General features: G+C 36.4%; 20 protein-coding genes, 2 pseudogenes and 1 other annotated feature. All 22 genes and pseudogenes read left to right on the forward strand.

Translation table 11 applies throughout. The features are described from left to right. Positions 1-458: 458 nt before the first annotated feature. The 22 genes and pseudogenes from ABH968_RS01215 to rplU all read left to right on the forward strand — a co-directional run bounded on the left by ABH968_RS01215 (position 459) and on the right by rplU (position 24,568). On the forward strand, positions 459-929 hold the full coding sequence (locus ABH968_RS01215; RefSeq protein WP_370041824.1) for a hypothetical protein: 471 nt from the start codon (positions 459-461) through the stop codon (positions 927-929). 159 nt (positions 930-1,088) lie between these two features. Beyond that, positions 1,089-5,066 carry a tape measure protein gene (locus tag ABH968_RS01220; RefSeq protein ID WP_370041825.1) on the forward strand — a complete coding sequence of 1,326 codons (3,978 nt, stop codon included), beginning with the start codon at positions 1,089-1,091 and terminating at the stop codon, positions 5,064-5,066. 1 nt (position 5,067) lies between these two features. Continuing rightward, positions 5,068-5,460, forward strand: a complete 393-nt coding sequence (locus ABH968_RS01225) for a distal tail protein Dit (RefSeq protein WP_370041826.1) — start codon at positions 5,068-5,070, stop codon at positions 5,458-5,460. Beyond that, a complete protein-coding gene (locus tag ABH968_RS01230) occupies positions 5,457-7,784 on the forward strand; it encodes a hypothetical protein (protein WP_370041827.1) in 2,328 nt (775 codons plus the stop codon). The genes ABH968_RS01225 and ABH968_RS01230 overlap by 4 nt, the downstream gene beginning before the upstream one ends. Continuing rightward, positions 7,777-9,096 (forward strand): hypothetical protein, encoded by a 1,320-nt coding sequence (locus tag ABH968_RS01235; RefSeq protein ID WP_370041829.1) that lies wholly within the window; start codon positions 7,777-7,779, stop codon positions 9,094-9,096. The genes ABH968_RS01230 and ABH968_RS01235 overlap by 8 nt, the downstream gene beginning before the upstream one ends. A gap of 14 nt (positions 9,097-9,110) precedes the next feature. Beyond that, complete coding sequence (locus ABH968_RS01240; protein WP_370041831.1) at positions 9,111-10,286, forward strand: hypothetical protein; 1,176 nt, start codon at positions 9,111-9,113, stop codon at positions 10,284-10,286. Between the two features lie 4 nt (positions 10,287-10,290). Next, positions 10,291-11,652, forward strand: coding sequence for a polysaccharide deacetylase family protein (locus tag ABH968_RS01245; protein ID WP_370041833.1), 1,362 nt, complete (start codon positions 10,291-10,293; stop codon positions 11,650-11,652). Between the two features lie 119 nt (positions 11,653-11,771). Further along, the gene (locus ABH968_RS01250; RefSeq protein WP_370041835.1) at positions 11,772-12,017 is read left to right on the forward strand and encodes a hemolysin XhlA family protein; all 246 of its coding nucleotides are present in this window, start codon (positions 11,772-11,774) and stop codon (positions 12,015-12,017) included. A gap of 12 nt (positions 12,018-12,029) precedes the next feature. After that, positions 12,030-12,290, forward strand: coding sequence for a phage holin (locus ABH968_RS01255; RefSeq protein WP_370041837.1), 261 nt, complete (start codon positions 12,030-12,032; stop codon positions 12,288-12,290). Next, positions 12,287-12,958: a M15 family metallopeptidase gene (locus ABH968_RS01260; RefSeq protein WP_370041839.1), complete on the forward strand. Its 672-nt coding sequence runs from the start codon at positions 12,287-12,289 to the stop codon at positions 12,956-12,958. Before ABH968_RS01255 ends, ABH968_RS01260 begins: the two co-directional genes overlap by 4 nt. A 420-nt stretch (positions 12,959-13,378) precedes the next feature. After that, positions 13,379-14,203 (forward strand): hypothetical protein, encoded by an 825-nt coding sequence (locus ABH968_RS01265; RefSeq protein ID WP_370041841.1) that lies wholly within the window; start codon positions 13,379-13,381, stop codon positions 14,201-14,203. A gap of 672 nt (positions 14,204-14,875) precedes the next feature. Continuing rightward, positions 14,876-14,962, forward strand: a pseudogene (locus tag ABH968_RS01270) (JAB domain-containing protein); the annotation flags it as partial. A 734-nt stretch (positions 14,963-15,696) separates the two neighbouring features. Beyond that, complete coding sequence (gene ltrA, locus ABH968_RS01275; protein ID WP_370041843.1) at positions 15,697-17,610, forward strand: group II intron reverse transcriptase/maturase; 1,914 nt, start codon at positions 15,697-15,699, stop codon at positions 17,608-17,610. 141 nt (positions 17,611-17,751) lie between these two features. Further along, a pseudogene (locus ABH968_RS01280) lies at positions 17,752-17,898 on the forward strand (JAB domain-containing protein); the annotation flags it as partial. Between the two features lie 1,013 nt (positions 17,899-18,911). Beyond that, positions 18,912-19,931: a rod shape-determining protein gene (locus ABH968_RS01285; protein WP_370041845.1), complete on the forward strand. Its 1,020-nt coding sequence runs from the start codon at positions 18,912-18,914 to the stop codon at positions 19,929-19,931. A 13-nt stretch (positions 19,932-19,944) separates the two neighbouring features. After that, a complete protein-coding gene (gene mreC / locus ABH968_RS01290; RefSeq protein ID WP_370041847.1) occupies positions 19,945-20,856 on the forward strand; it encodes a rod shape-determining protein MreC in 912 nt (303 codons plus the stop codon). Next, the gene (gene mreD, locus ABH968_RS01295; protein ID WP_370041849.1) at positions 20,856-21,380 is read left to right on the forward strand and encodes a rod shape-determining protein MreD; all 525 of its coding nucleotides are present in this window, start codon (positions 20,856-20,858) and stop codon (positions 21,378-21,380) included. The genes mreC and mreD overlap by 1 nt, the downstream gene beginning before the upstream one ends. A 27-nt stretch (positions 21,381-21,407) precedes the next feature. Further along, complete coding sequence (gene minC / locus ABH968_RS01300) at positions 21,408-22,076, forward strand: septum site-determining protein MinC (RefSeq protein ID WP_370041851.1); 669 nt, start codon at positions 21,408-21,410, stop codon at positions 22,074-22,076. A 1-nt stretch (position 22,077) separates the two neighbouring features. After that, complete coding sequence (gene minD / locus ABH968_RS01305; protein WP_370041853.1) at positions 22,078-22,875, forward strand: septum site-determining protein MinD; 798 nt, start codon at positions 22,078-22,080, stop codon at positions 22,873-22,875. 93 nt (positions 22,876-22,968) lie between these two features. Further along, the gene (locus tag ABH968_RS01310; protein WP_370041855.1) at positions 22,969-23,523 is read left to right on the forward strand and encodes a peptidoglycan DD-metalloendopeptidase family protein; all 555 of its coding nucleotides are present in this window, start codon (positions 22,969-22,971) and stop codon (positions 23,521-23,523) included. Continuing rightward, on the forward strand, positions 23,513-24,124 hold the full coding sequence (locus tag ABH968_RS01315) for a zinc metalloprotease (RefSeq protein WP_370041857.1): 612 nt from the start codon (positions 23,513-23,515) through the stop codon (positions 24,122-24,124). Before ABH968_RS01310 ends, ABH968_RS01315 begins: the two co-directional genes overlap by 11 nt. A 45-nt stretch (positions 24,125-24,169) precedes the next feature. Beyond that, positions 24,170-24,245 (forward strand) — a sequence feature (ribosomal protein L21 leader region). 14 nt (positions 24,246-24,259) lie between these two features. Continuing rightward, the gene (rplU, locus tag ABH968_RS01320; RefSeq protein WP_370041859.1) at positions 24,260-24,568 is read left to right on the forward strand and encodes a 50S ribosomal protein L21; all 309 of its coding nucleotides are present in this window, start codon (positions 24,260-24,262) and stop codon (positions 24,566-24,568) included. The last annotated feature ends 13 nt before the right edge of the window (positions 24,569-24,581 follow it).

A 24,581-nucleotide genomic window follows, 5' to 3' on the forward strand; every position in this document is an offset into this window, starting at 1 on the left:
AAACCAAGTTGTACAAAAAAGGTACTGCAATTGCAGTACCTTTTAATATGCTAATTAATTGTATTTTTAACCTGCGATTTTGCTTTTTGTACTTCAAAACAGAACCCGTTAGTGTTTAGCAAGTTTTTTAATAAGCTTCACGTTTCTTATTCAACTCCCATGAAAGAACTTAATCATCTTTCATTTTCTGTGGTGAAGAGCTGATTTTTGCGCTTCATGGATGGCTAACGGTGTGCTTTAGTTGAATAAGAGCTGCTAAAAACTCGTCAAATTTTATTATAAAAACTTGATACTAAATTACCAAAAAAAGAAAGCATGTTGATCAATTTTTATTCAATATGCTTTCTTTTATTTACTATAAAAACTGATTTTTAGAATTACTTTTAATCAAACTTTATTCCAAACCAACGCCCCCGAATTGGAGGTGTTTTATTTTTGAATAGATGGAGGAGAATCACATGAAAATTCAAAAGGTCGAATTAAAAGAAGTGGAAATTGTCACAGTTGACGGTGAGTTCGAAAAGCGATTTGTTAACGAGAAAGTACATCCAGCCTTTTTAACGAACGCTGCCGTGAAAAAAGGTTATGATACAGGCCTATTAGAATCGAGTTTGTTTGAGGATTTACTGAAAATTAAGGGACTTGAAACACTTATTACTCAATCCGATGAAGAAGCTTCCCTTGAGTTATTGAATGCTTTTGATGAGCAAAAATTAATTGCTGTTATTTATCTAGCTGCAATTGGCGCCAATAAAAATCTTGGATTATCCTTTGATGAATTTTTAGAAATGTACCATTATTCATTAACAGATACAATCCAACTTTATGCTAATTTGATTGTTGATTTAATGAGTGAATCGAATGAATTTGCTAAAGCTTTACACAAACAAACGAAAAAGTCCAAAAAAAAACAACACCACCAAAGCTAATCATCAAGCATGTGGAGGACCTTTACACACTCTACGTATTAATAGCAGGTATCGACCCAGAAACCTTTTGGCATGGTCCAATAGCAACAGTAGAGCGTATTTATGCGAATAAACTGGCGTTTGATGGGTGGAGTAATAGCCTGATAGGAGAGTGAGTATATGGCTAACAATAACAATGAAGTCAAAATAACCTTCAAGGCATTTAACCAAGAATTTAATAAATCAATGACGGAAATGAACAAAGAAACAACATCATTACGTCAACAGATGAAGCTCCAGCAAGAACAGATGAAACACAATGCTTCTGAGACTGAAAAGTTAGAAGCGAAAATGAGTGGTCTACAACAAATTTATGAAGTGGCAAAACGTAAAACAGAAGAAACCACAGCAACTTTAGCACGTGCAAAAAATCTATGGGGTGAAAATTCAGAGGAAGCAAAAAAACTAGAGGAACAGCTTAAACGTAATCAAATTGCTGAACAACAAGCAGCCAATGCCATCACAGGAACAGAACAAGCCTTACAACGTGCTAAGCAAGCTCAAGCTGATCAAACGGAGTCTTTACGACAATTACAAAATTTATTTTCAGTCACTGGCCAATCGGTTGGTGATTTTTCTGATTTATTGGGTCGAGATTTAACACGTGCTATCCAAAATGGTTCTGCCAGTGCAAAAGAATTAGATACTGCATTCGATAAAATCGCACGCTCATCATTAAATGCAGGTCGTGATATAACAGAGTTGCGAGCATCCATTCGTTCGTTAGACAGCGGTTCTTCTGTTGAACAAGTTCGACAAGATTTAGCTCGATTGGGACAAGAAGCAAATGAAGCTGAACAAGAAGTGAATGGTCTTGGGGATAGCTTAAAATCCATGGCAGGTGCAGCGACTGCGGCTATTGGCGTAGGCACAGCAGTATCAGCAGCGTTAGAAAGCGCTAGTTTGGATACGTCTATTAAGATTTCTTTTGATGTACCTGAATCATCAAGAGAAACCGTTAGACAGGCTGTGCGAGATGTAGAAGCGTACGGTGTTGATGGAGAAGCCTCACTCGAAGGAGTTCGAAGGCAATGGGCTTTAAATAAAGATGCTACAGATGCGGCTAATCAAGAAGTAGTAAATGGTTCAGCTGTCATTACCAGAGCATATAGTGGAATCGATTTTACTGAACTGATTCAAGAAACGAACGAAGTTGGCAAAGCGCTTGGTATATCCAATATCGAGGCAACCAACTTAATTAGTCGTTTATTGAAAATCGGTTTCCCGCCTGAACAGCTCGATATTATAAGCGAATATGGCGGACAGCTAAAACGAGCGGGCTACAATGCTCAGGAGATTGAAACTATCTTAGCGAGAGCTGCTCAAGAAAAAAGCTGGAATATCGACAACTTGCTAGATGGCTTGAAAGAAGGGCGTATTCGCGCTGTTGAAATGGGCAACGGATTGAAAGAATCCATGAAGGACGCTATTCGTGATGTTGTTGGTGATACGCAAAAAATGTCAGATGAACAACTTTCCGCAATGGAAGCTAACTTTTCTAAGCAAGAAGATGCCCTAGCAAAATCGTTAAGTAATCGAGAGAAGGCCATCTCCAAGGGGCATGCTCAACAACAAAAAGCTTTAGATAAACTGTTACAAAATGAGCATGACGCTGTATCTAAAAGTTATGATCAGCAACAAAAAGCACTAGAAAAAAAATTAAGTGCTAGTTATGATGCTACGGTTAAAAGCTATGAACAGCAACAAAAAGCATTGGAAAAAAGATTAACTGCTGAAACTGAGACATTAACTAAAAATCAGCAAGAACAGTTACGTCAGCTTGAAAAAGCGCAACAAGAAGAGTTGAAAATTTTTGAGAAAAACTCTCAAGAAAAAATAAAGCTCATAGACAACGAATACAAAGAGCGCATGAAGCTTATTGATGAAGAAAAGTATAATCAGTTAAAAGCTTTAGACAATCAAATAAATTCATTAAATGCTAAAACCGAAGCTGAAGATAAAGCCATTAAGAAGCAAGAAAACGCACAGAAGCGTGCTGAATTAACCTTACGTGTAAATAATGCGAAAACGAACGCGGATCGCCAGAACGCAATGCGAGAATTACGTGATTTTGAAGAACGGTTACGTCTTGAAAAAATCAGAGAAGACCGGAAAGAACAAATTGAAGTTATAAAAGGTCAAAAAGATGCTGTAAAAGAAGCATCGGATTCTAAAAAAGAAGCGCTTAAAACAGAGACGGATACTCGAAAAGAGCAACTTTCAGAGCAAATTGCAAACGAAAAAGAATCGTTAAAAAGTGGATTTGATGAGCGGAAAAATGCATTAAAAGAAATGCAAGCAGCTGAAAAAGCAGCCTTACAAGAACGGCATAACGCTCAAAAAGAAGCTTTTCAACAACGCAAACAAGAGGAATTAAAGGTACTTAGTGAATCTAATAAGGCACAGATTGATGCGTTACGCGAAGTGAATCAGGCGAAATTATCGGCACTTCAAGAAGAACATACTAATCGTAAAGAAGCACTTAATGAGAGATTAAGTGACGAAATGGATGCTGTAAGAGAAGCGCACAAAGCTGAATTAAATTCATTTAAAGCCATGAATGCCGAAAAGTTAGCGATAGCGAAAGACCCTCCTGACAGTGCTGCTGTACAAGCTTTATTCTCTCAGTTAGAGGGATGGGGGAAAGCGATTGCTAAAGGTGGCGAAGAAGGTTCAAAGGCATTTTCCGAAATGGCACAATGGTTATCCCAAATCGAAGATGCTACTTTACGTGAAACGATTGGCGTTGAAATTTTCGGGACTATGTGGGAAGATCAGGGCGACGCAATTGTTAGTGTGCTAGATGATGTGGCTAATGGACAGATTACTGTTGCTGAAGGCCAAGCAGAAATTAACAAAATGACGGAGCAAGTCAATGCTGATCCAATGACAGAGTTGAGACAAGCTGTTTCAGATGTAAAAGAAGCACTTGAACCGTTGTTAGGTGTTATTGCCGAAGTAGTATCGAGTATTGCTAGTTTTGCAAAAGAAAACCCAGTGTTAACATCTACCATTGTAGCTATTGTCGGTGCTATTGGCACATTAGTAGGTGCATTTACCGCACTCAGTCCAGCGATATACACCATAACCACCTTGTTTGGTGGTGGTAAGGGTGGTGCTGGCTTTGCTTCGATTTTAGGTAAACTCATTCCGGTCATTGCTAATCTAGCCTCGAAAGTCTTACCAGCTTTAAGACTTGCTTTTGGTGCTTTAACAGGACCAATTGGTATCGCGGTCACAGCGTTAACCATAGCGGTTCCGTTAATTATTGAAAACTGGGATTCTATAGCGGAATTCTTCACTGATTTATGGGATTTTATTATTGGCGTTTTCAAAAAAGCTGGTGGCGCTATAGCCGACTTCTTGAAGGAAAACTGGAAAACCATCCTTGCTGTCGTTACTGGACCAGTCGGCATAATGGTAAAAACAATTGTCGAAAATTGGGACACGATAAAAAGAAAGACGGTTGAAATTTTTACAGGTGTCTCCAACTTCTTTTCGAATATATGGTCAAAAATTTCTGATATAGCCAAGACTGTTGTTGACAAAATCAAAGGATTCTTTTCGTTCAGTGATTTGCTTGGGAAGGTCAAAGAAAAATGGGATTCTATTTATTCGGCAATTAAGACACCAATAAACAAAGCGAAAGATGCCGTTAAAAAAGCAATCGATGCTATAAAGGGATTCTTTAAATTCGATTTTAATTGGCCAAAGCTCAAGAAGCCTAAATTTAGTATTAAGGGATCTATCAATCCATTAGATTGGTTCGGTGAAGGGCTTCCTAAAATCGATATTCAATGGCATGCAAAAGGTGGCGTGTTTAATAAGCCGACATTGTTTAATACAGGAAATGCATTACACGGGGTAGGAGAAGCTGGTCCAGAAGCTATTTTACCTCTTAATGAGCGAGTGTTAGGCGCAATTGGTAAAGCCATATTTGATGCAGCTGGTGGAGGACGACAAGAACCACAAGTAATTCACAATAATTATGAACGCATGTTAGAAGGCGCGCAGTTTATCATTCGTGAAGAAGCTGATATTAAGAAAGTTACACGTCAAATTTATGAGCAACAGCAACGTGATCGAAAGGGGAAATAGTATGTGTAACATCACATTTAAAGGAATACACTGTTCGCGATTGGGGCTTGAGGTTATGGACACTGAGAGACCCATTTTCGGTGAATTTAGTGATTCGTTTATTAAATTACCGAAGGTTAGCGGCAGTGTATTAGTAGCTGATAATAGTGAAAGTGATATTGAGATTCGCATACAATGCCTACTTACACCGTTGCCAGGTCAAACCTATTATGATGCTTGTCGGGCATTACGTAGTTATTTTAAATCATCACAGAAAGAGCGATTGATTTTTGATGAAGATCCAAAGTGGGCATACATGGCTAAATTTATTTCTAGTGAAGATTTTGAGCGTATCGTGAACGAAGGGTTATTTTGGGCAACATTTCGTTGTTCACCTGATATGGTGGCCGTATGAGTTACGATATTAAGGTTTTAAATCATAGCAATTTATCGCTCATTGGTACGCTTGAAAATGTCATTAACGCAGAGATTTATGAAGTCATCAATGACCAGTACACTGCTGACATACAAATGGCTGAAAATATATTCCCTTCTTTTGTACACTATCCAAATTTAGTGGAAATGGATGGGGATTATTTTATTATTGCTGGAGTAGACAAGCAGCGTGATAGAAGTAAAGAAATCAAGCTCATACTTGAGCATGTAAGTTATGAATTAAATAATCCTTCAGATGCACCATTTGTTGCAGAAGACGAAGAGGAATTTTATGAGGGGTCACCAGGAAGCATCATTTCTCAATGTTGGGGAATGGACGGTTTTCAAATTGTCGATTTGGCAGGTGGTTATTATTACTACAGGCCAAGCGCTAAAGGTGGTCGGAGTCGCATTAATGAATTTGCACGCCAAAACGGGTTAGAAGTTGAATATAACAAGTTTGTCATTACGATTCATAACCGACGTGGTGCCAATAAAAACCTAGTGTTAGAGGTTGGAAAAAACATTCAATCGATTACACAAAAAATTGATTTGAATGATAATTTTTCGATTGAATATGCACATGAAGTAGACATTATCGATTTTAGTAAAATGTCTGGCTCTCAACAGCAAGCAATTGTTTCAGCTGATCTTGGGGATACCGTTCGCATGATTGATACAGATTTAGCCATTGATGCAACGGAACGTATCGTAGGTAAGCGTTATAATCCTTTATTTAAAGAAGTACCCAAGCTAGATGTAGGGCAAGTTATACGTGATATTGTAAATGTCATGAATGAAGATAAGGAAGATGAAGAGAAAGAAGATCCTACCTTAAATTACTTTTTGCAGAGCTGGCAAATTGGCAAGGTTAATTGTATGGCTCTTAGTGGCATCGAACTTGGCGAGGAAGACATCTTACCTGACAATATATCTACCTCTATTGATTATTACATCCAAGGTGAATTTAAAGGAATGTCTTTGAAGGTTAAGCCTCAATACAGCAAGTACCATGTGTATATTGGGGAGTGGTATGAGGACAACCAATATGAGGAATATAAACTTGAGAAAATAGCTGACGTCATGAGTAACTGGACATTTCCAAAACCTAAAATGCAAGCAATCAGTATTACCATAAGTGAAGTGCCTCTCGAACAACTTAATCCAGAGATTCACAAAGTAAGAGATTATGCAGTGAAATTTAATAAAGTTTATATTGACCCATTACGTGAATTTAAAATTGGTAAGAAAAACATGTTAGCCAACAGTAGCTTGTTAATTGATACGGAAGGGGAAGACTTAGAGCTTGATGATTTTTCGGTAAAGTTAAACTATCACCTGATGCAAGAATACGGGGGTATTAAATTATCATTAAGGCGTGAATTTAGTAATTATAAAGTAACTATAATGACGTTCAGCTCCGATGGTGTTCCATTAGTGTACGATTACGAAACTATAAGAGATCAGCTACCCAATTGGAAACTGCCACGTGAAGATGCAGAATATTTATTAGTTTCTGTTTCAGAAGTACCTAAATCGCAATTTGATCCAACTGTTCATAAAAATGTGGTGTATGGCGTTGCGTTCGAAAAAATTCCGTTTGAACCACTTTACGAGTTACGTATTGGAGAAGTGAATTGTTTACAATTAAATGGTGTGTTGGTACCTGATAATCCTTCATTAAACGTCATCCAAGCAGAAATATTTTATAAAGAATTACTGGAACACAATGGATTCCGCTTGACGTTATTAAGAGAATTTCGTTCTTATTACGTTGGTATACGTACTTACAGCAGTAAAGGTCAAAGAACAGACAGATCGTACGAGGATATCGTAGGTTGGACTTTCCCACGCAAAAACGTGATGTACATTGTTATCAGCATCCTTGAAAAACCACCTTCACAATTTGATTCGACAAAGCACAAGCAAGCTTGGTACGCAGTTAGATTTACAGAACAAAATGATGAGATTTTTGACCCTGGTTTACTTGGACCAAAATATTATTTAGAGTCGGAAACTGTATTAGCAGGTAATGAAGGGGCTGAATTTCTTTTTACAGCTGCCTATGATTCAGTAGTTAGTGTGACTACGGGAATTGGCCAAGTAGAGCAAACAGAGCCAATAACAGCACTATGGGAATTAATTAAAGATGATGCAGAAGATAAATATATAGGAGTAAAAGTTAATTTGATAGGATTGGAAAGTGGAAATTTAAATATAAGTGTACAAGCCATGTGTCAAGAGGGAACTGAAGAGGAAGAAGAAGAAGAAGAAGAAGAAGAAGAAGGTGATGTTAGTGGCTGATGGTTTATTCGGTGGTGGAAATGGTTCTGAACTAAATCCCTTTCTTGTAGAGGATTTAGGTGATTTTTTAGCTATTAGAAATTTCATAGACACCACCGGTATATTAGCATTTAAACAAATAGCAGATATAGATTTAAAAGGCATAACTGACTTCGAATATTTTAATTTACCTTCAGTAGACTTGATGTACGATGGCAGTAACCATCAAATAAAAAATCTTTTTTATCACAGCACTAATGATTCAGCCTGTATTTTCTACATGGTTTCTTCTATAAAAATGAGTAATGTTATTTTTAAAAATATTAATTTGAAAAGTGATTTTTCCGTAGGAATAGTAGGCTATATAAGTGATACAACATCTAAAGGACATAAATTCGAAAATGTACGTGCATTAGATTCTACTTTTATTTCAAATGGTAACTCATCAGCTCTTTTGATAGCTGTAAGCTCAAATTTAGGCACTGGAGATTTAGAATTTATCAGATGCTCAGTAAAAAATTGTGTCATTAAAGGCTATTACGTTACTGGGATAGCCCATACCTTAACATCTCATAAGATAACAATAAGTCAGTGTGAGATATTAGATTCTTCATTTGGTGCTTACACTAACGGATATTTGTATACGAGTTTTTTTATCTATGCATCACAAGGTAATGGCATAGATGACGTACTTGTAGAATTTAGTAATTGTTATGCAAAGGGTAATTCCATTGACATGTCAAATGTGACAGATACTTTGTATGCTTCTGGATTTATTAATTCATATCGAAATTGGTATAACTTTCAAAATGGTAACACCTATATTGAAATTAACCAATGCTACTTAGACAACGACTTGGCAATTACCCACCAAAAAACAGATCCATTTAGTTTCGGGATATATTTTGGTGGATTTGCTGGTAATGCTGCTTGGGATAATCAAGGCAGTTTAAATATCTGTGACAGCTTTTTGCTTGGTAATGTTGATATTTCGCATACCGATCAAATCGGTTGGGGCATTGTCGGTGAAGCTATGGTAGGTATAGCTCCTTCTAAATTTCAACTCAATATCATTAACACTAAGAAAGTAGACATTTTTTCGTTACCTAGTAATCAACCTTATAATAGCGGAGCAGACAATCAAATACCAAACACCGTAAAAATCGGTCAATCCAAACAAAAAAGCACTTATATCGATGGTGCATCATGGGATTTTAACGACATTTGGAGCATTCGCGAAAATGTATCTACTCCGACATTTAAGCTAAAAAGAATAACTAAAAAGTGCATACGAAGACCAATACCAAATTACAGATGGAAAACTGGAAACTGAAGGAGAGGGGGATTATGTTTAGTGGTGGAACTGGTACAAAAGATGATCCATTTTTAATTAAAACAACACAGGACCTTATCAGTGTACAGAATAAAAATATAGAAAACCCTAAGTATTATTATAAACAAGTGGCGGATATCGATTTATCAGGTGCTGAATGGGTACCTATAGGCGGCGGTCAAGGCCAACCGTTTTATGGTACCTATGATGGTGGCGGGTATAAGATAAATAATTTAACAATCACTGACGATATTATGTATCCAGCTTTTATAAGCATAGCAGTACAAGCAACACTTATAAATATCACAATTGATAATGCATATATCACCAACACGAAATATAACTGGATAGCTATTTTAGCATCACAAACACAAGATTGTACAATTACCAATTGCCATGTAACAGGTAAAATGGAATCCACAAATGAAAATAGTAGTACAGGTGGTCTAGTAAGTTCAGCTGGTAAAGGAACAATAATAAGTAAGTGTTCTGCTAATGTGGATATAACAGCAGGGTTGGCTGGTGGATTAGTCTGCTATTCCTATGCTGTTATAAAAGATTGTTATGTTATAGGCAGAATTGGTGGCGTACAAGATGAATACGAGTCAGATGATAAATTCTTATATGCCGGAACATTTGCTTACTATCTATACAGTGGTAGTGTCGAAAATTGTTATACGAGTGTAGAGATGTATGACTATTCATGGCGTAAGAAAACGTTATTTCTGTTTGCTGATAATACCGGTGCAGAGATAAAATCCTGTTATTGTGATGTAACGCTAGGTATTACTACTCAAAATTGGTCTAGCGAAAGTAATTATGTTAAAGATATTTTTATAAGAGGTACGGATAACAATTTATATGTAAATTACAACTTTCAAAATAGTAAAGACTATGACTATTGGGACCCTGCATGGAATAGTACAGGTCCTCCTTCATGGTGGCCAGAACCATTTTATAGGGCACAGCCTATAACAGGTGAAGTATGGTCAAATTTCTGGAAGCAAGTAACATCAGAAACACACCCCAAAGCACGTACAACTACAGAAATGCAAACACAATCAACATTTAATGGATGGGATTTTGATACGGTTTGGACAATAGATGAAGGTAGAGATTACCCTCGATTTAAGTTAAAAATTACACAAATAAAATGCAAACGGATGTCATTAACAAACTACGGAAGGTGATAATATGACGAAAATTAATCAAGAAAAGTTAATCCGTGATGCATTGGGAAGTCCTATACCTAGTCAGTATTGGGATCATGCAAAGCAAGTTTTTATAGTACCAGGTGGTGAAGGTGTTGATTTTACAAAATTGAAGCTTATACGAGACGCTTTGGGCTATCCTATTCCTCAATTCTATGATAATGAAACTGGCGTATTCTCAGCTATTACAATCGGAACTAACAATACTTCAAAGTCAGATGGAACAATGGTATTAGACGGTTCAACCGAGAGTAATTGGGTAAAGCGATATGGATATGCTATGCATGTAGATAATGAGCATACTTTACATGCTAAACAAGGTATTACTGCAGTAAGTAATGGTACGGCAACAGCTATTAGGAATAACAACATTAGACCTTTTATTTTGAAAAATAGACAAATACTCACTATGTTTGTGTATGTTGAAAACAGCAAGAATGTCACAGGACTCGCTATTTATTTAGCAAATGATATTGAATATGCTTCATATCGTAGTTATGAATTTGGCGCAAATACATTAGTTGAAGGCTGGAATGAACTTCGTATTGATTTAAATAGCCAGACTGAAAATGAAGGCCCCTTTGATTCGAGTGTTAAATCTGTACAACTCGTCGTCGTTGCTAGAGAAGAAATGATTTCAAAGGTAACGTTTGATTCTATTTTTGTAGGGGAAGCAACTAAGAAGCCGTCTGTGATATTTACATTTGACGATGCATGGACTAGCCAATATGAATTAGCATTTCCAATGATGCTTGAGCGAGGCTTTAAAGGAAATATAGGGGTTATTTCGAATTGGGTAGGTAAAGAGGTCGACATTATGACAGAAAGTCAAATTGAAGAAATGTATCGTTATGGATGGGATATGTTCAATCACACCGCAAATCATCCCAATCTTACAAACGTTTCAGTTGAAACTGCAGTGAATGAAATATTGTCATGTAAGAGATGGTTAAATGAACGAGGTTATGACAGAGCTTCAAATATCTTAGCCTATCCTTACGGTGGCCATAATAAAGAAATAGTAAAAGCTTTACAGCCACATTTGCACTATGCCAGAACGTTAGTTGAAGGATTAGAGCCTACTTTTCCATTAGAAGTATTGAAAGGAAAGACGAAAAATGTACTTACACTTCCAGCTGCAACGGTAATAAATTATGTCGATCAAGCCATTACAACACAAAGTACATTAGTTTTTTGTTTGCATAAAATCGGCACCGAGCAAGATGAATGGGGAACTACCTATAATCGAAGTGATTTCGCAACGCTATTGGACTATATTTATGAGAAAAAAGATTTAATTGATGTCAAAACTATTTCAGAATGGGTATCTGAAAATAAAAGCTAGAGCAAACGCAAGCAGAAGCTTAGCGTTATTTTTATTGTCTAAAATCCCAAACGCTTGGGAATTTGCCTTCCACAATCACTTGTAGAGGGCTTTTATTATGCGAAAAAGGAAGGTGTCTTATGGGAGATGATTTAGTAAGAGATGTATATGAGCGCTTAGGGGCTATTGGTGAAAAGTTAGACGGTATTAATCATATTCGTGATACAGCAAATCGAGCTGAAGATAAAGCAGATGAAGCTCTAGCAAGTACGAAAAGTGCACATAAACGATTAGACAAAATTGACAAAGTAATTTGGTGGGCATCTACAACAATTATTGGAGCTGTAATTTTAGCATTATTAGCCCTAGTCATTAAAACAAATTAGGAGGTTTTGAGAGTGAAAATTAACTGGAAAGTACGTATTAGACACAAACAATTTTGGGTGTCTTTAATAGCATTACTATTAGTACTCGCTAATCAAATAGCGGGCGTTTTTAATGTCGATATTACGATTTACAACGGCCAAGTAACAGCTATTTCAGAGACGATTCTGAGCATTTTAGGTTTGCTTGGTATTATCATTGACCCAACAACAAAAGGAGTTTCAGATAGCCAATTAGCAATGGATTATAACAAACCAAAGGATGATGCAAAATGAATACAAGCGTAACTACTACATGTCGAGATCTTACTGAACTTTTAACGCCAGCACAAACAGCTTGTAGATTACTATTCCAAGAGTGCTACAAGGCTGGTATAAAGAACATCTTTATTACTGAAACGTATCGCTCTCAAGAACGCCAGAATTACCTATATGCGCAAGGACGAACACGACCAGGACAAATTGTTACCTGGACATTAAACAGTAATCATAAATCACGTCTAGCATGGGATATCGCTGTTGGTCCTCCGCAATCATTATATGATGTGACAACGCTTAATCGAATAGGTGCTATTGCACGTAAGTTAGGCATTACATGGGGCGGTGATTGGGTAGGTAGTATTGACCGACCGCACTTTGAAGTTAAGTCAAGTTGGAAGATACCGAAAGGCTATAAATTAGAAGGACAAGTAATCGTTCCGAGTAACAGCAAATTGCAAGTTCAATTAATTGTGGAAGACAAAAAGGAGGAAATTAAAGTGACAAATACAAAATGGAATCCAGGTTCACCAACTATGAAAACAGAGGCAGAAAATTACATTGAACAGGCGGTAAAAGACGGTATTATTCAAGCTATACATTTGAAGGACTTACAAAGTGGGGCAATGTCAATTGATCGTTTAATAGGGTTGTATATTACTATTCAACAACGTAGAAGTAAATAAAGCTTCTTAATTATTGTAGGCACTGAGAAATTATAGGGATAAAAATTATTCACAATTTCTCAGTGTTTTGCCAAATCTTATTTTAGTGAATATTTACCAATGTATAACTGATACTCCATACAATTAATATAAAAGTTACTATAATAATACTCGTCTCAGTAGTTGTATCATCTTGTCCTTTGATTATTTTTTTTAAGAGTTTAATAAGATAGAAGCTAAATAAAAATCCGTATATTGGCATTAAATAAATACTACTAAAAGAAAATAATGTTTCCATTACCAAAACCTCCTTTTATATACTTTTATAATAAACTACTATGACCTAAAAAAAACTAGTTCATTTCTACCAAATTGAAAATTTATAACCAATAATGTAATATTTTGTTTATAATGGGTTTATAAAACCAAGGAGGTATTTAAATGAAGAAAAGTGTTATTTCGGTATTTTTTGGCGTTGTTTTTATGTTGATTTTAGGATTCAACCATGAAGTTGAAGCTGCAGAAAATGGTCTTACTTTAACAGATTCTGAAAAGGAATACTTATATGGATTGGATTTTAGTGAGACAGAAGTAGAAAATATACCATATGAAGAAGCGAAGTTTCTAATTGAAAATGAAGCTGAAGTTTTGACAAGTTTCCAAGAGTTTTATAGTTTTGAAGAGGATTCAAATAGTTTATCGGAAATTACTTCTTTTGGTAGTATTCCAAGTGCAGATTTAAATTTTTCAGGGCAAATTTTGAAGTTGAAAGATAGTTCTGAATCAGGCTATAATGCGTTTTATGCAATTGGTAGTTTTAGATGGTTAAATAAACCTATTTGGGCTTTAACAGATAAAATAACGATTGGTTTCCCATCAAGTCTTGGTGTTTATATGCCAGCAGACAAATCAGGTAAACTTAAAGGTTTTAACTCAACATATGCTCTATACAATACTTCGACTGGAGGAACTATTCAAATGTCATCTAGTACTACACCATCAACTTGGGATCCGTCTGGAGGAGTAGCGGGTGCGTATGATCTTAGTGGAACTATAAATAAATTTCAAACACATGAAGGTACTATTTCTCAAACATTCTATATTAAATCTTCATCATCAGGTAAAGCAACAGTTAAGTTCGAATATGGTCACAAGAAAATTACAGGTACAGTAGGTATATCAGTACTTCCATCTGTTGGGTTAAGTATTTCACCTGATCAAAATAATATTGATATTAGAAGTTATGGTGCGAGCTTTAATTATTAATTAAAAGAGAATATCTTATGAAATTTACCAGGCAAATAAAGCCTGGTTTTTTTATTTCCAACAATTTCTTCTTGATGTAATGCAAATGTTTGTACTATCACAATAACGAACATGCGTTCTGTTTGAAGGTGGAGAATGATGAAAGAACAACTGATTAAGGTAATGCAGCGTAATCAACTTTTAAATATGATGTCATGAAGCATCATGAATTGTTAACAGCATTGGAAGTAAACAGATGCGTGAGAATTTACGTAGGGTATTAGGGTGTGTATCGTACGTAGATAAATGAATATGAGTTTATTTATTATTAATTACAAAGAAGTTTAACACCAATTTAACACCAATCGACTTTTTAATGATAAAAAAGCACCTTAACTAATATGGTTAAGATGCTGTATAAATCTTGATATAACAATATTTAGAGTAAAAGCCGCGTATGCCGTAGTTAGTTATTATAGAAAGTTTCAAACCACAATTCCTCAAAATTAATGGTCAACTTATGTTTATAAAGGTAGTGTGCAGCCATTAAAAAGTGACTAAAAAAGTGACCAACTAAACAAGTTTAAGTAGATATAAACATTATTTAATACTCATTATTTTTAATAGAATGGCATAAGATAAGCGTTCTAACAATAAAGTAAGTATCAATAAAATAGAAAAACTTCTATATTAATAAATGCTTCAATCGTCCATCCAAGGGAGATTTTTCGCGAGGCTGTAAAAAGATCTGCGGCCTCTATTATTTGTGCGCATAATCATCGTGCAACACGTTCGTAACTAAAAAGGTTGCGCATGCTGTCCGAACGTCAAGTTGACAAGTAAGAGAGTCGTGAACTCTTCACTCGATAGGTGGAATGATAGGGTAACGCCTTGAAACGTCTACTCTAATACTCCGACATGCGTTATTCGAATGTGTATAAGAATAAGGTGTGAAGCTCGGTGAAGTCGGCTGAATGTTACCGTAGTGCCAATCTAATTGGTAACCGAAAGCTAACTAGAGGTAGTTGGTGTAACGGATAGGTCGGGAGTCGTTAAAACTTAATATGGTGAGAATGTGGTAAAACACTGACGAACTAGCGAACGAAATGTCTGTAAGTGTGACTATTTAGAAATGAGTAGACTTGATGAAAATTCAAGTGCGTTTCCGTGGGCGAGTAAGTATGGTGGTTTCGAAAGCTCCATGCATCGTTACAGGCGATGGAGAGGACGCCAGGCAAGAGCTAGCACCTAAGTTAAGTATTGATAGGGTTAAGGGAACGTGGAAAGCTATCAACATGAAGAGTACACACTTGATGAAGTGTTAGGAAGGAAAGGAATGTATCTATAACTTCCTTTTATGATAGTGAGAGTAGAGGCAGGAGTAATGAAGTTTCTGTAATGGAAATGGAACAATAGCCTCAAGTCGTTTCGTCTAAACTATTTTAACTCAATCATTTCAAGGATTCTCGTATGACTAAAAAAGGTCACGAGCCATGATTGGAGCGTGATAGACCTTGAGCGAAAACTTTAAGAAAATCCCTAGACTGAAAAACACAAGGTTACGACATGCAGAGTACTATGGTATGACTGAAACCTTTGATGAACTTTATGCAAAAAGTAAGGATAACCAAAAATTTAATAACCTTATGGCTATCATTACTTCAGACAATAACATCCTACTAGCCTATCGAAATATTAAACGAAACAACGGAAGTGCCACGGCTGGAGTAGATGGAGTAACAATAAACGATATTGAAAAGCTGGATAAGCATGAGTTCATAAAAATGGTAAAGAAAAGATTTACACATTATAATCCTCGAAAAGTAAGACGTGTGGAAATTCCAAAACCTAATGGGAAAACTAGACCATTAGGTTTTCCATCAATGTGGGATAGAATTGCACAACAATGTATTTTGCAAGTATTTGAACCTATATGTGAAGCTAAATTCTATAAATATAGTTTTGGATTTAGACCGACAAAATCAGCAGAAAATGCGATAGCCGCATGTGCGGGGCGAATAAATAATAATAAAATGCAATACGTTGTGGATGTGGACATTAAAGGTTTCTTTGATGAAGTGAAACATTCTAAACTAATGCAACAAATTTGGACAATGGGCATTCAAGACAAGCAACTTCTAGTCATTATCCAGAAAATGCTAAAAGATCCTATTATTTTACCAAATGGTGAAATTGTACATCCGACAAAAGGAACGCCACAAGGTGGAATACTTTCCCCTCTATTAGCGAATATCAATCTGAATGAATTTGATTGGTGGATTGCGAACCAATGGGAAAGTAAAAAGTGTCGAACGATTAATGATTACCTTAATAAGAAAACTGGATTGTATAGTCATCAATATCGCTATAGGCAACTTAGAAAAACTTCCAAATTAAAAGAAATATATATTGTTCGCTACGCTGATGATTTTAAAATTTTTACTACAACACGTTCAAATGCTGAGAAAATTTTCATTGCAAGCAAAATGTGGCTAGAAGAACGGTTAAGCCTTCCTATTTCTGAAGAGAAATCTCAAATTACAAATCTGAAAAGGAAAAGTAGTGAATTTCTCGGTTTTGAACTGAAAATGGAACGAAAAGGATATGACCGTTTTGGACGCAGAAAATATGTTTGTCAATCGCATATAACAGAAAAATCACGGAAGAGGATTAATCGACAACTCAAAGACCAAATTAAGCTCATGCAAAAAGTACCCAACGGAAACGAATTAATCAAAAATGTTCGTATCTATAATAGCATGGTTATTGGTATTCATAATTACTATCAAATCGCAACACAAGTAAACGATAGTCTAATGCCAATACAATATCAACTTACACAAGTAGAACGGCATCGATTAAAAGAATTTTCGTTGAAGAAAACAACCAATTACCCAATTAATGATAAAGGCATTAAACCTTATTTAAAATCTGAGATGACAAGATATATAAATGGATATCCTCTTATTCCTATTGGGTTCATCAAAACTAGAAATGCATTAATGCCAAAAAACGGTGTCAATAAATTCACCAAAGAAGGACGGGAACTAATTCATCGAGAACAAAAGTCTGTTCCGAAGTGGCAAGTACAATGGATTAGAGAACATCCTGTCGTTAATGAACGAGCAACTATAGAATTTAATGATAATCGGATATCGCTGTTTATAGCCCCAAATTGGAAATGTGGAGTAACAGGGGAAGAATTAATTCTAACTGAAATGGATTGCCATCATAAAAGATTATGGAGTGAAACGAAAGATGATAGATACTCTAATCTAATTCTAATTACTAGAGATGTTCATCGGCTAATCCATGCCACTAATACAGAAACTATCCAAACATATCTTGAATTTCTCAAATTAAATAAGGAACAAATTGAGAAAGTAAACAAACTAAGGTTGTTAATTGGGAATGAAGCAATAAAATAGGGATGCAAATTAGATTTAGTAGATTGAGGTAAATGAAATAGTAGGCAAACGATGGAATGCCGTGTGCGATGAAAGTTGCATGCACGGTGTGGAGCAGGGGAAAAGGTAGAGATTACTTCAAAGCCTTACCTATTGCTATCTAGTGGCGTACCAACACCCAGTGATGAGGATATTGAAGTGACGAGAAGGATTATAGAGGCTGGTTATATTATTGGCATTGATTTAATAGACCATATTATCATCGGTGATCATCAGTTTATTAGTTTGAAAGAAAAAGGATATTTTTAATTCCATTCAGCGGGTGCCAAACATCCGCTGAAATAAAGGAACTTAGTCTAAGAACGCCACGTCCTGTGGCAACGACTGAGTGACCAACATCATGTTGGCCCAAAGCCTCCGGCGGATGTCACAGAATCGGAAAGGAGTTCTTTGTGCGAGCACAAAGCCGATTCCGGACGCAATTATGCCGAGGCATAATTGATCTCTGCAATATATTTTGCAGAGTTTTTTTGTGGAAATCTTTAGAGTTTGTTGAAGTATCAGGTCCATCACCAAAAGTTGTGGATGATTTTGTTAAAACGTCTACTATGTAGATAAGTTGATTGGAGTGGAGACTGGGCGACTCCTTGGGGATTAGCGGCTCATCGGACGCCCACAGGAAGCTTTGCTCTGTGCGAAAGCGAAGCGTCAGCAACAAAGCGCCCAGTCGGAACGGAAATCAACCACACGTTTTGGTGACGATCCAAGTATCTATACGATTTAGAATTGTAAAGCAGTTGCCGAATCATTTCGGGAAGCCTTACAGTGTTCTTTGTTTCCAAAAATTGGTGAAGAATCAAATCACTTTATTATTTTAAAAATAAATATTTTGTATTTTTTTGCGAAAAGCTAAAAATAAAAACGAACCTTTTTTTATAGAAAACGTTATTGTATTCGTAGAAATGTCTATAATATTCACAAAAATTGGTAGCCTATTACACGTTGTCTTACAAGAATAAAAATTATATGCTAATCTATACGTACTGTTTTTGTTTAGGAGGGAATTAAAATAGTATCTTTTCCGCGAGAAGAGGTATGTGGCACTACAAATTCTTGCGTTTTTCCGTTATAATGAAAGGTATGATTTTATTTTTATTCAGAAAAAGACTCTCACTCCAAAAGGTGTGAGATAATTGAGGGTGTAGTTTTTTTCAGTAGGTGTCTAACACTGAGTGAATGAAGATAGAGCTTCGGGTGTAAACACGCCTGGGCGTAGTTGATGTCAACGAAAGTATGGCTTAAATAGAAAGGGAGTACACAATTTGTTTGGATTAGGAAGTAAAGATGTCGGGATTGACCTTGGCACAGCGAATACATTAGTGTTTATTAAAGGGAAGGGAATCGTTTTACGCGAACCTTCAGTCGTAGCAAAAAATACAAAAACTGGAGACATCGTTGCAGTTGGTAATGATGCGAAAAATATGATTGGTCGTACACCTGGCTCAATCGTAGCAATTCGTCCAATGAAAGATGGCGTTATTGCTGATTTTGATATTACTACAGCAATGATAGAATACTATTTAAAAGAAGCTTGTAAAAATTCTGGTGGTAATTGGAAAAAGCCGAATGTTATGATTTGTGTGCCTTACGGTATTACATCGGTTGAACAACGTGCGGTTATTGATGCTGCTCGCCAAGCAGGTGCTAAAGACGCATTTACAATTGAAGAGCCATTTGCAGCAGCAATCGGTTCGAACTTACCAGTATGGGATCCAACAGGGTCAATGGTCGTTGATATCGGTGGTGGTACAACAGAGGTAGCAGTTATTTCATTAGGTGGTATTGTAACAAGTGAATCCGTGCGTGTTGGCGGGGATGCAATGGACCAATCCATCATTTCGTATATTCGTAAAACATACAACTTAACAATTGGTGAACGTACTGCAGAAGCAGTGAAAATGGAAATTGGTACAGCGTTGGCTGAGGGTCCAGAAGATAAGATGGAAATTAGAGGACGCGACCTTTTAACAGGTTTACCTAAAACAATCGAAATTTCTTCACAAGAAATTTCTGAATCTTTACGTGAAGCGGTAGCATCTATTATTGATGGTGTTCGAAAAACGCTTGAACAAACACCTCCTGAATTATCTGCAGACGTAATGGAGCGCGGAATTGTACTAACAGGTGGTGGAGCGCTATTAACGAATTTAGACAAAGTTATTAGCCAAGAAACTAATATGCCAGTATTTATCGCAGAAGATCCACTGGACTGTGTTGCTATTGGTACAGGTAAGGCTCTAGATCATATTGATTTAATTCGTCAACAACAAGTTAAAGGTTAAGGAGGTTGAGGCAATGCCACAGTTTTTTTTCAATAAGAAATTAATTTTGCTACTCGTGGGCATGGTTTTTCTTGTGGCATTGATTAGCTTCTCATTACGTGAACGGACGAAAGCAACTTTACCAGAGCAAATTATTAAAGACACTGTCGGCGTCGCACAATCTATTGTTGCGAAGCCGGCGAATTATATTACTGGTGTTTTTAATAGTATTGATTCCCTCTTAAACACGTACGAAGAAAATAAACGTTTAAAAGCGCGCTTAGAAGAATTTGCAGCTGTACAAGCTGAGGCATCGGACTTGAAATCTGATATTAAAAAGTTTCAAGAACTCACGGATAAATCGGAAAGCTTAAAAGCATATGATCCGATTCATGCCACAGTTATCGCTAGAAATCCTGATCAGTGGGAAGAAAAAATTATTTTAGATAAAGGATCTTCACACGGTGTGGAAAAAAATATGGCAGTTATGACAGCGAAAGGGTTAGTCGGTAAAGTTACTTTAGTGACACCTTTCACCTCTGAGGTAGAGCTTTTATATACAAATAATCCAAATTATCGTGTTTCTGCGATGGTTCAAGGAGATAAACAAGCATACGGTTTAATCGAGGGCTATGATAAAGAGCGTAATGAACTCATTATGAAGCGAATCGATTCAAGTTTAACAGTTAAAAAAGGTCAGCAAGTAGTGTCATCAGGACTTGGCGGTATTTTCCCTAAAAATGTGCCAATCGGAGAAATAACTGAAGTAAGTACAGATGATTTTGGCTTAACAAAAATGGCCTATGTAAAACCATCTGCTGATTTTTCAATTTTAGACTATGTTGTTATTGCTAAACGTTCCGCTACTGTGATAGATGGATCTGATGGTAATACATCGAACGAGGATTTAACACATCCACAAAAGGGTAAAGAGGAGGCGGAATAATGGTTCGGTTTCTCATCCCTACTGTGGCAGTTTTACTATTTTTACTAGAACCAGAGTTTGCTATGCTTTCACCAATTGAAGTAAAAGGGCAAATCTTTTATTTAGTTCCGAGATTTTTAATCTTATATTTAATATTTATATCCATTTATTACAGCCGTCAACGAGCGGTAATGTATGGACTTTTTTTTGGTGTCTTGTATGATGTGTTTTACATTGATATTATTGGATTATATTCAGTACTGTTTCCGCTTATTTGTTTTTTAGCAGGATCTATTGTGAAAGTTATTCATCAGCACTTAGTTGTGACAACGACGATTTCAGTTGTTTTAGTAGCAATTTTAGAATTTATACTCTATCAATTCTTCTATCTTATCGACTTTACAACGATTCCATTATCGGATTTCTTACTTTCACGACTACTGCCAACGATCATTGCTAATGCACTATTTTTAATGATTCTTGGTTGGGCCTTCAAGTATCTAATTAATGCGCGTGTCTTACAGAGAGCACGTGAAGTTTCTTAACAAAGAGCAACGTGGGGTGAGGCATTCATGAAAAAACAGTTAGTTAATATGAAGGGAACAAAGGATGGATTTGTTCTTCGTTTAGACGATCAATGTGCGTATGCCGATTTAGTAGAAGAGATGAAAAAGAAAGTTTCAGAGAGCGGTATCGATAGCAAAGTAGATGTACAATTATATTTGGGCTATCGATACTGTTCTGATGAACAAATCAAAGAGCTTATTAAAATTGTTCAGGAAACTGAGCAACTAATCGTTTCAAAGGTGCAAAGTGAAGTACTGACTGTCCATGAGAGCAACCAGAAAAGGATTGAAAGTCAACAAGATACATATATAGGTGTGGTCAGATCGGGGCAAGTTCTGCGTTCGGCAGGAGATATTGTTATCGTAGGGAATGTCAATCCGAACGGACGTGTAGAAGCGGGTGGCAATGTGTATGTCCTAGGTAAACTCAAAGGAATTGCGCATGCTGGTGTTCATGGTAATAAGGAAGCAATCATTGCAGCATCTCGTTTTGAAGCTACTCATATCATGATTGCTGATCAGGTTCAGGTAATGTCAGACGAACATGTAAAAGTAATTAATCAGGAAGAGATGACTTGTGCATTTATTGGCTATGAAGGGCGTATTACGTACGATCAAATTCAAGCGTTAAAAAATATTCGACCATTGTTAAATGTGTCTAGGGGAGGTAGCTAGTGTGGGAGAAGCGATCGTCATAACTTCAGGTAAAGGCGGTGTCGGAAAAACTACGACAACGGCTAACCTGGGGACTGCATTGGCTCTACAAGGTAAAAAAGTATGTCTAGTAGATACTGATATTGGCCTGCGTAATTTAGATGTAATTTTAGGTCTTGAGAATCGAATTATCTATGATTTAGTTGATGTTGTGGAAGGGCGCTGTAAGATTCATCAAGCGTTAATAAAAGATAAACGTGTAGATGAGAAATTATTTTTATTACCTGCTGCTCAAACGACAGATAAAAATGCTGTTAAACCTGAGCAAATGAAGAACTTAGTAGAAGAATTAAAAAGAGATTATGATTATGTTTTAATAGACTGTCCAGCGGGCATTGAACAAGGCTATCGCAATGCTGTTGCTGGTGCAGATCATGCAATTGTAGTAACAACGCCAGAAATCTCTGCTGTGCGTGATGCAGATCGAATTATCGGCTTACTTGAACAGGAAGAAATTTCTGCACCTAAACTAATCATTAACCGCATTCGCCAGCATATGATGAAAAGCGGTGATACGTTGGATGTGAATGAAATTACAACACATTTGTCTATCGATTTATTAGGGATCATCGTAGATAATGAAGGGGTTATTTCATCATCCAATAAAGGTGAACCAGTAGTAATGGATCCTACTAATAAAGCATCTTTAGGCTATCGTAATATTGCCCGTCGAATACTTGGAGAGTCTGTGCCACTTATGGCAATTGAAGATGAACATAAAGGTGTATTTTCAAAACTAAAAGCGTTATTTTCAAGATAATCATCAGCCTTTTCGTGCATTTGTACGAGAAGGTTTTTTTCTTGTGCATGAATGGACATGCAATCTCATATAGTGTGAAAAAAGGATGAGGGCTTGTTTAAGATATGGAAATGGTTGGTCACAATACTGCTTGTGGCTGCAATTATGCTCGTAATTCGTTTAGAGGATCAAGGTGTATTGGAAACACCAGTGCGAAAACTAGTTACAACATCAGCAGATTTAACCTATTTAAGTGAGCTCGGACAAAGTTGGCTAAATAAAGAGGATACAACAATTTTGGTATCGAGCGATGTTGGGCAAACTGAATTATTATCATTTGCCAATGCGCAAGTTTTTAAGGAAGGTTTTTTATTGCAATATGACATGGGCTTACCTGTTTATGCTGGAAAGAATGGTCTTGTCGTTTTTACTGGTCATACAAAATATACTGGTAAAACAATGACGATAAGCTATGATGATGGTACAACAGTATCCTATGGTATGCTGGATAGTTTAGCACAACTTCCATATACAACAGTGCAAGCAAATGATTTAATCGGCATGAAAGAGGCGGGACAACTCTATATCTCGATTGAAAAAGATAAGACAAATTATAGTTTAGAGCAGATTGTACAATGGCTTGAAACAGCGGCGTCCAATGAAAATTAAACTGCATCTTCTATGTATCCCTCTCGTATTTTTAATGATTTTTACTGGCCAAATTGCTTATTACGCCATTATTTTATCTTCGTTATTATGGCATGAAGCTGGTCATTTGTTAACGGCAATGCTTTGTGGTGTTAAGGTAAAATCATGCGTTATTACACCTTACGGAGGGGAAATAGAATTTGAAAATCCAGCGGTTGTGCCTGCAACGTCACTCCTTTGGATTGCCTTAGGGGGACCAATCGCTACAATATTAGGGATTGGCCTCGCTTTTTTTATGCCAGAACTGCTTGCTACTAAGCTTATTAATGTGCAACTTGTGCTATTAGCAATCAATATTTTACCGATTATTCCGTTGGATGGTGGCAGAATATTTTTAGCGTGCTTATTTTTATTCCATCCTAGTGTTCGTGCGTTTGAATATTACTACTGGCTTTCTCTCATAATTGCTTTTATACTATTTATGATAACTTTATGTTACCTCCCACAATCTATTTTTTTAGCAATTCTATGTTTATTTATATGGCTTCAAGTGTTAAAAGAATGGAATTATCGAAAATATCGTTTGGCATTTGAGAAATATGTAATGAATAGATTGACTTAAAAAAAATGGTGTGGTAATATTTTAATGTTATTGTTTGTAGCACCTGTGCTACTGCAACCGCACTGGAAAGGTTTAAGTATCGTATGATCACCTTTATAAACAGGCGAGTCTGAGTCTAAGAGGAGGTGCAGTAAAATGTACGCAATTATTGAAACTGGTGGTAAACAAATCAAAGTAGAAGCTGGTCAAGAAATCTATATTGAAAAATTAGGTGTAGAGGCTGACGAGGTTGTAACTTTCGATAAAGTTTTATTCGTTGGTGGCGAAAACGTTAAAGTTGGAGCTCCATTCGTAGAAGGCGCTACTGTAACAGCTAAAGTTGTGAAAGAAGGCCGTGCGAAAAAAATCGTTGTTTTCAAATTGAAAGCTAAAAAGAACTACCGTCGTAAACAAGGTCACCGTCAACCTTACACAAAATTAGTTGTTGAAACTATCAACGCTTAATTGTGAGGTGTAG

The organism is Lysinibacillus sp. RC79, assembly GCF_041262405.1.
In the GTDB taxonomy this organism is placed as follows: Bacteria; Bacillota; Bacilli; order Bacillales_A; family Planococcaceae; genus Lysinibacillus.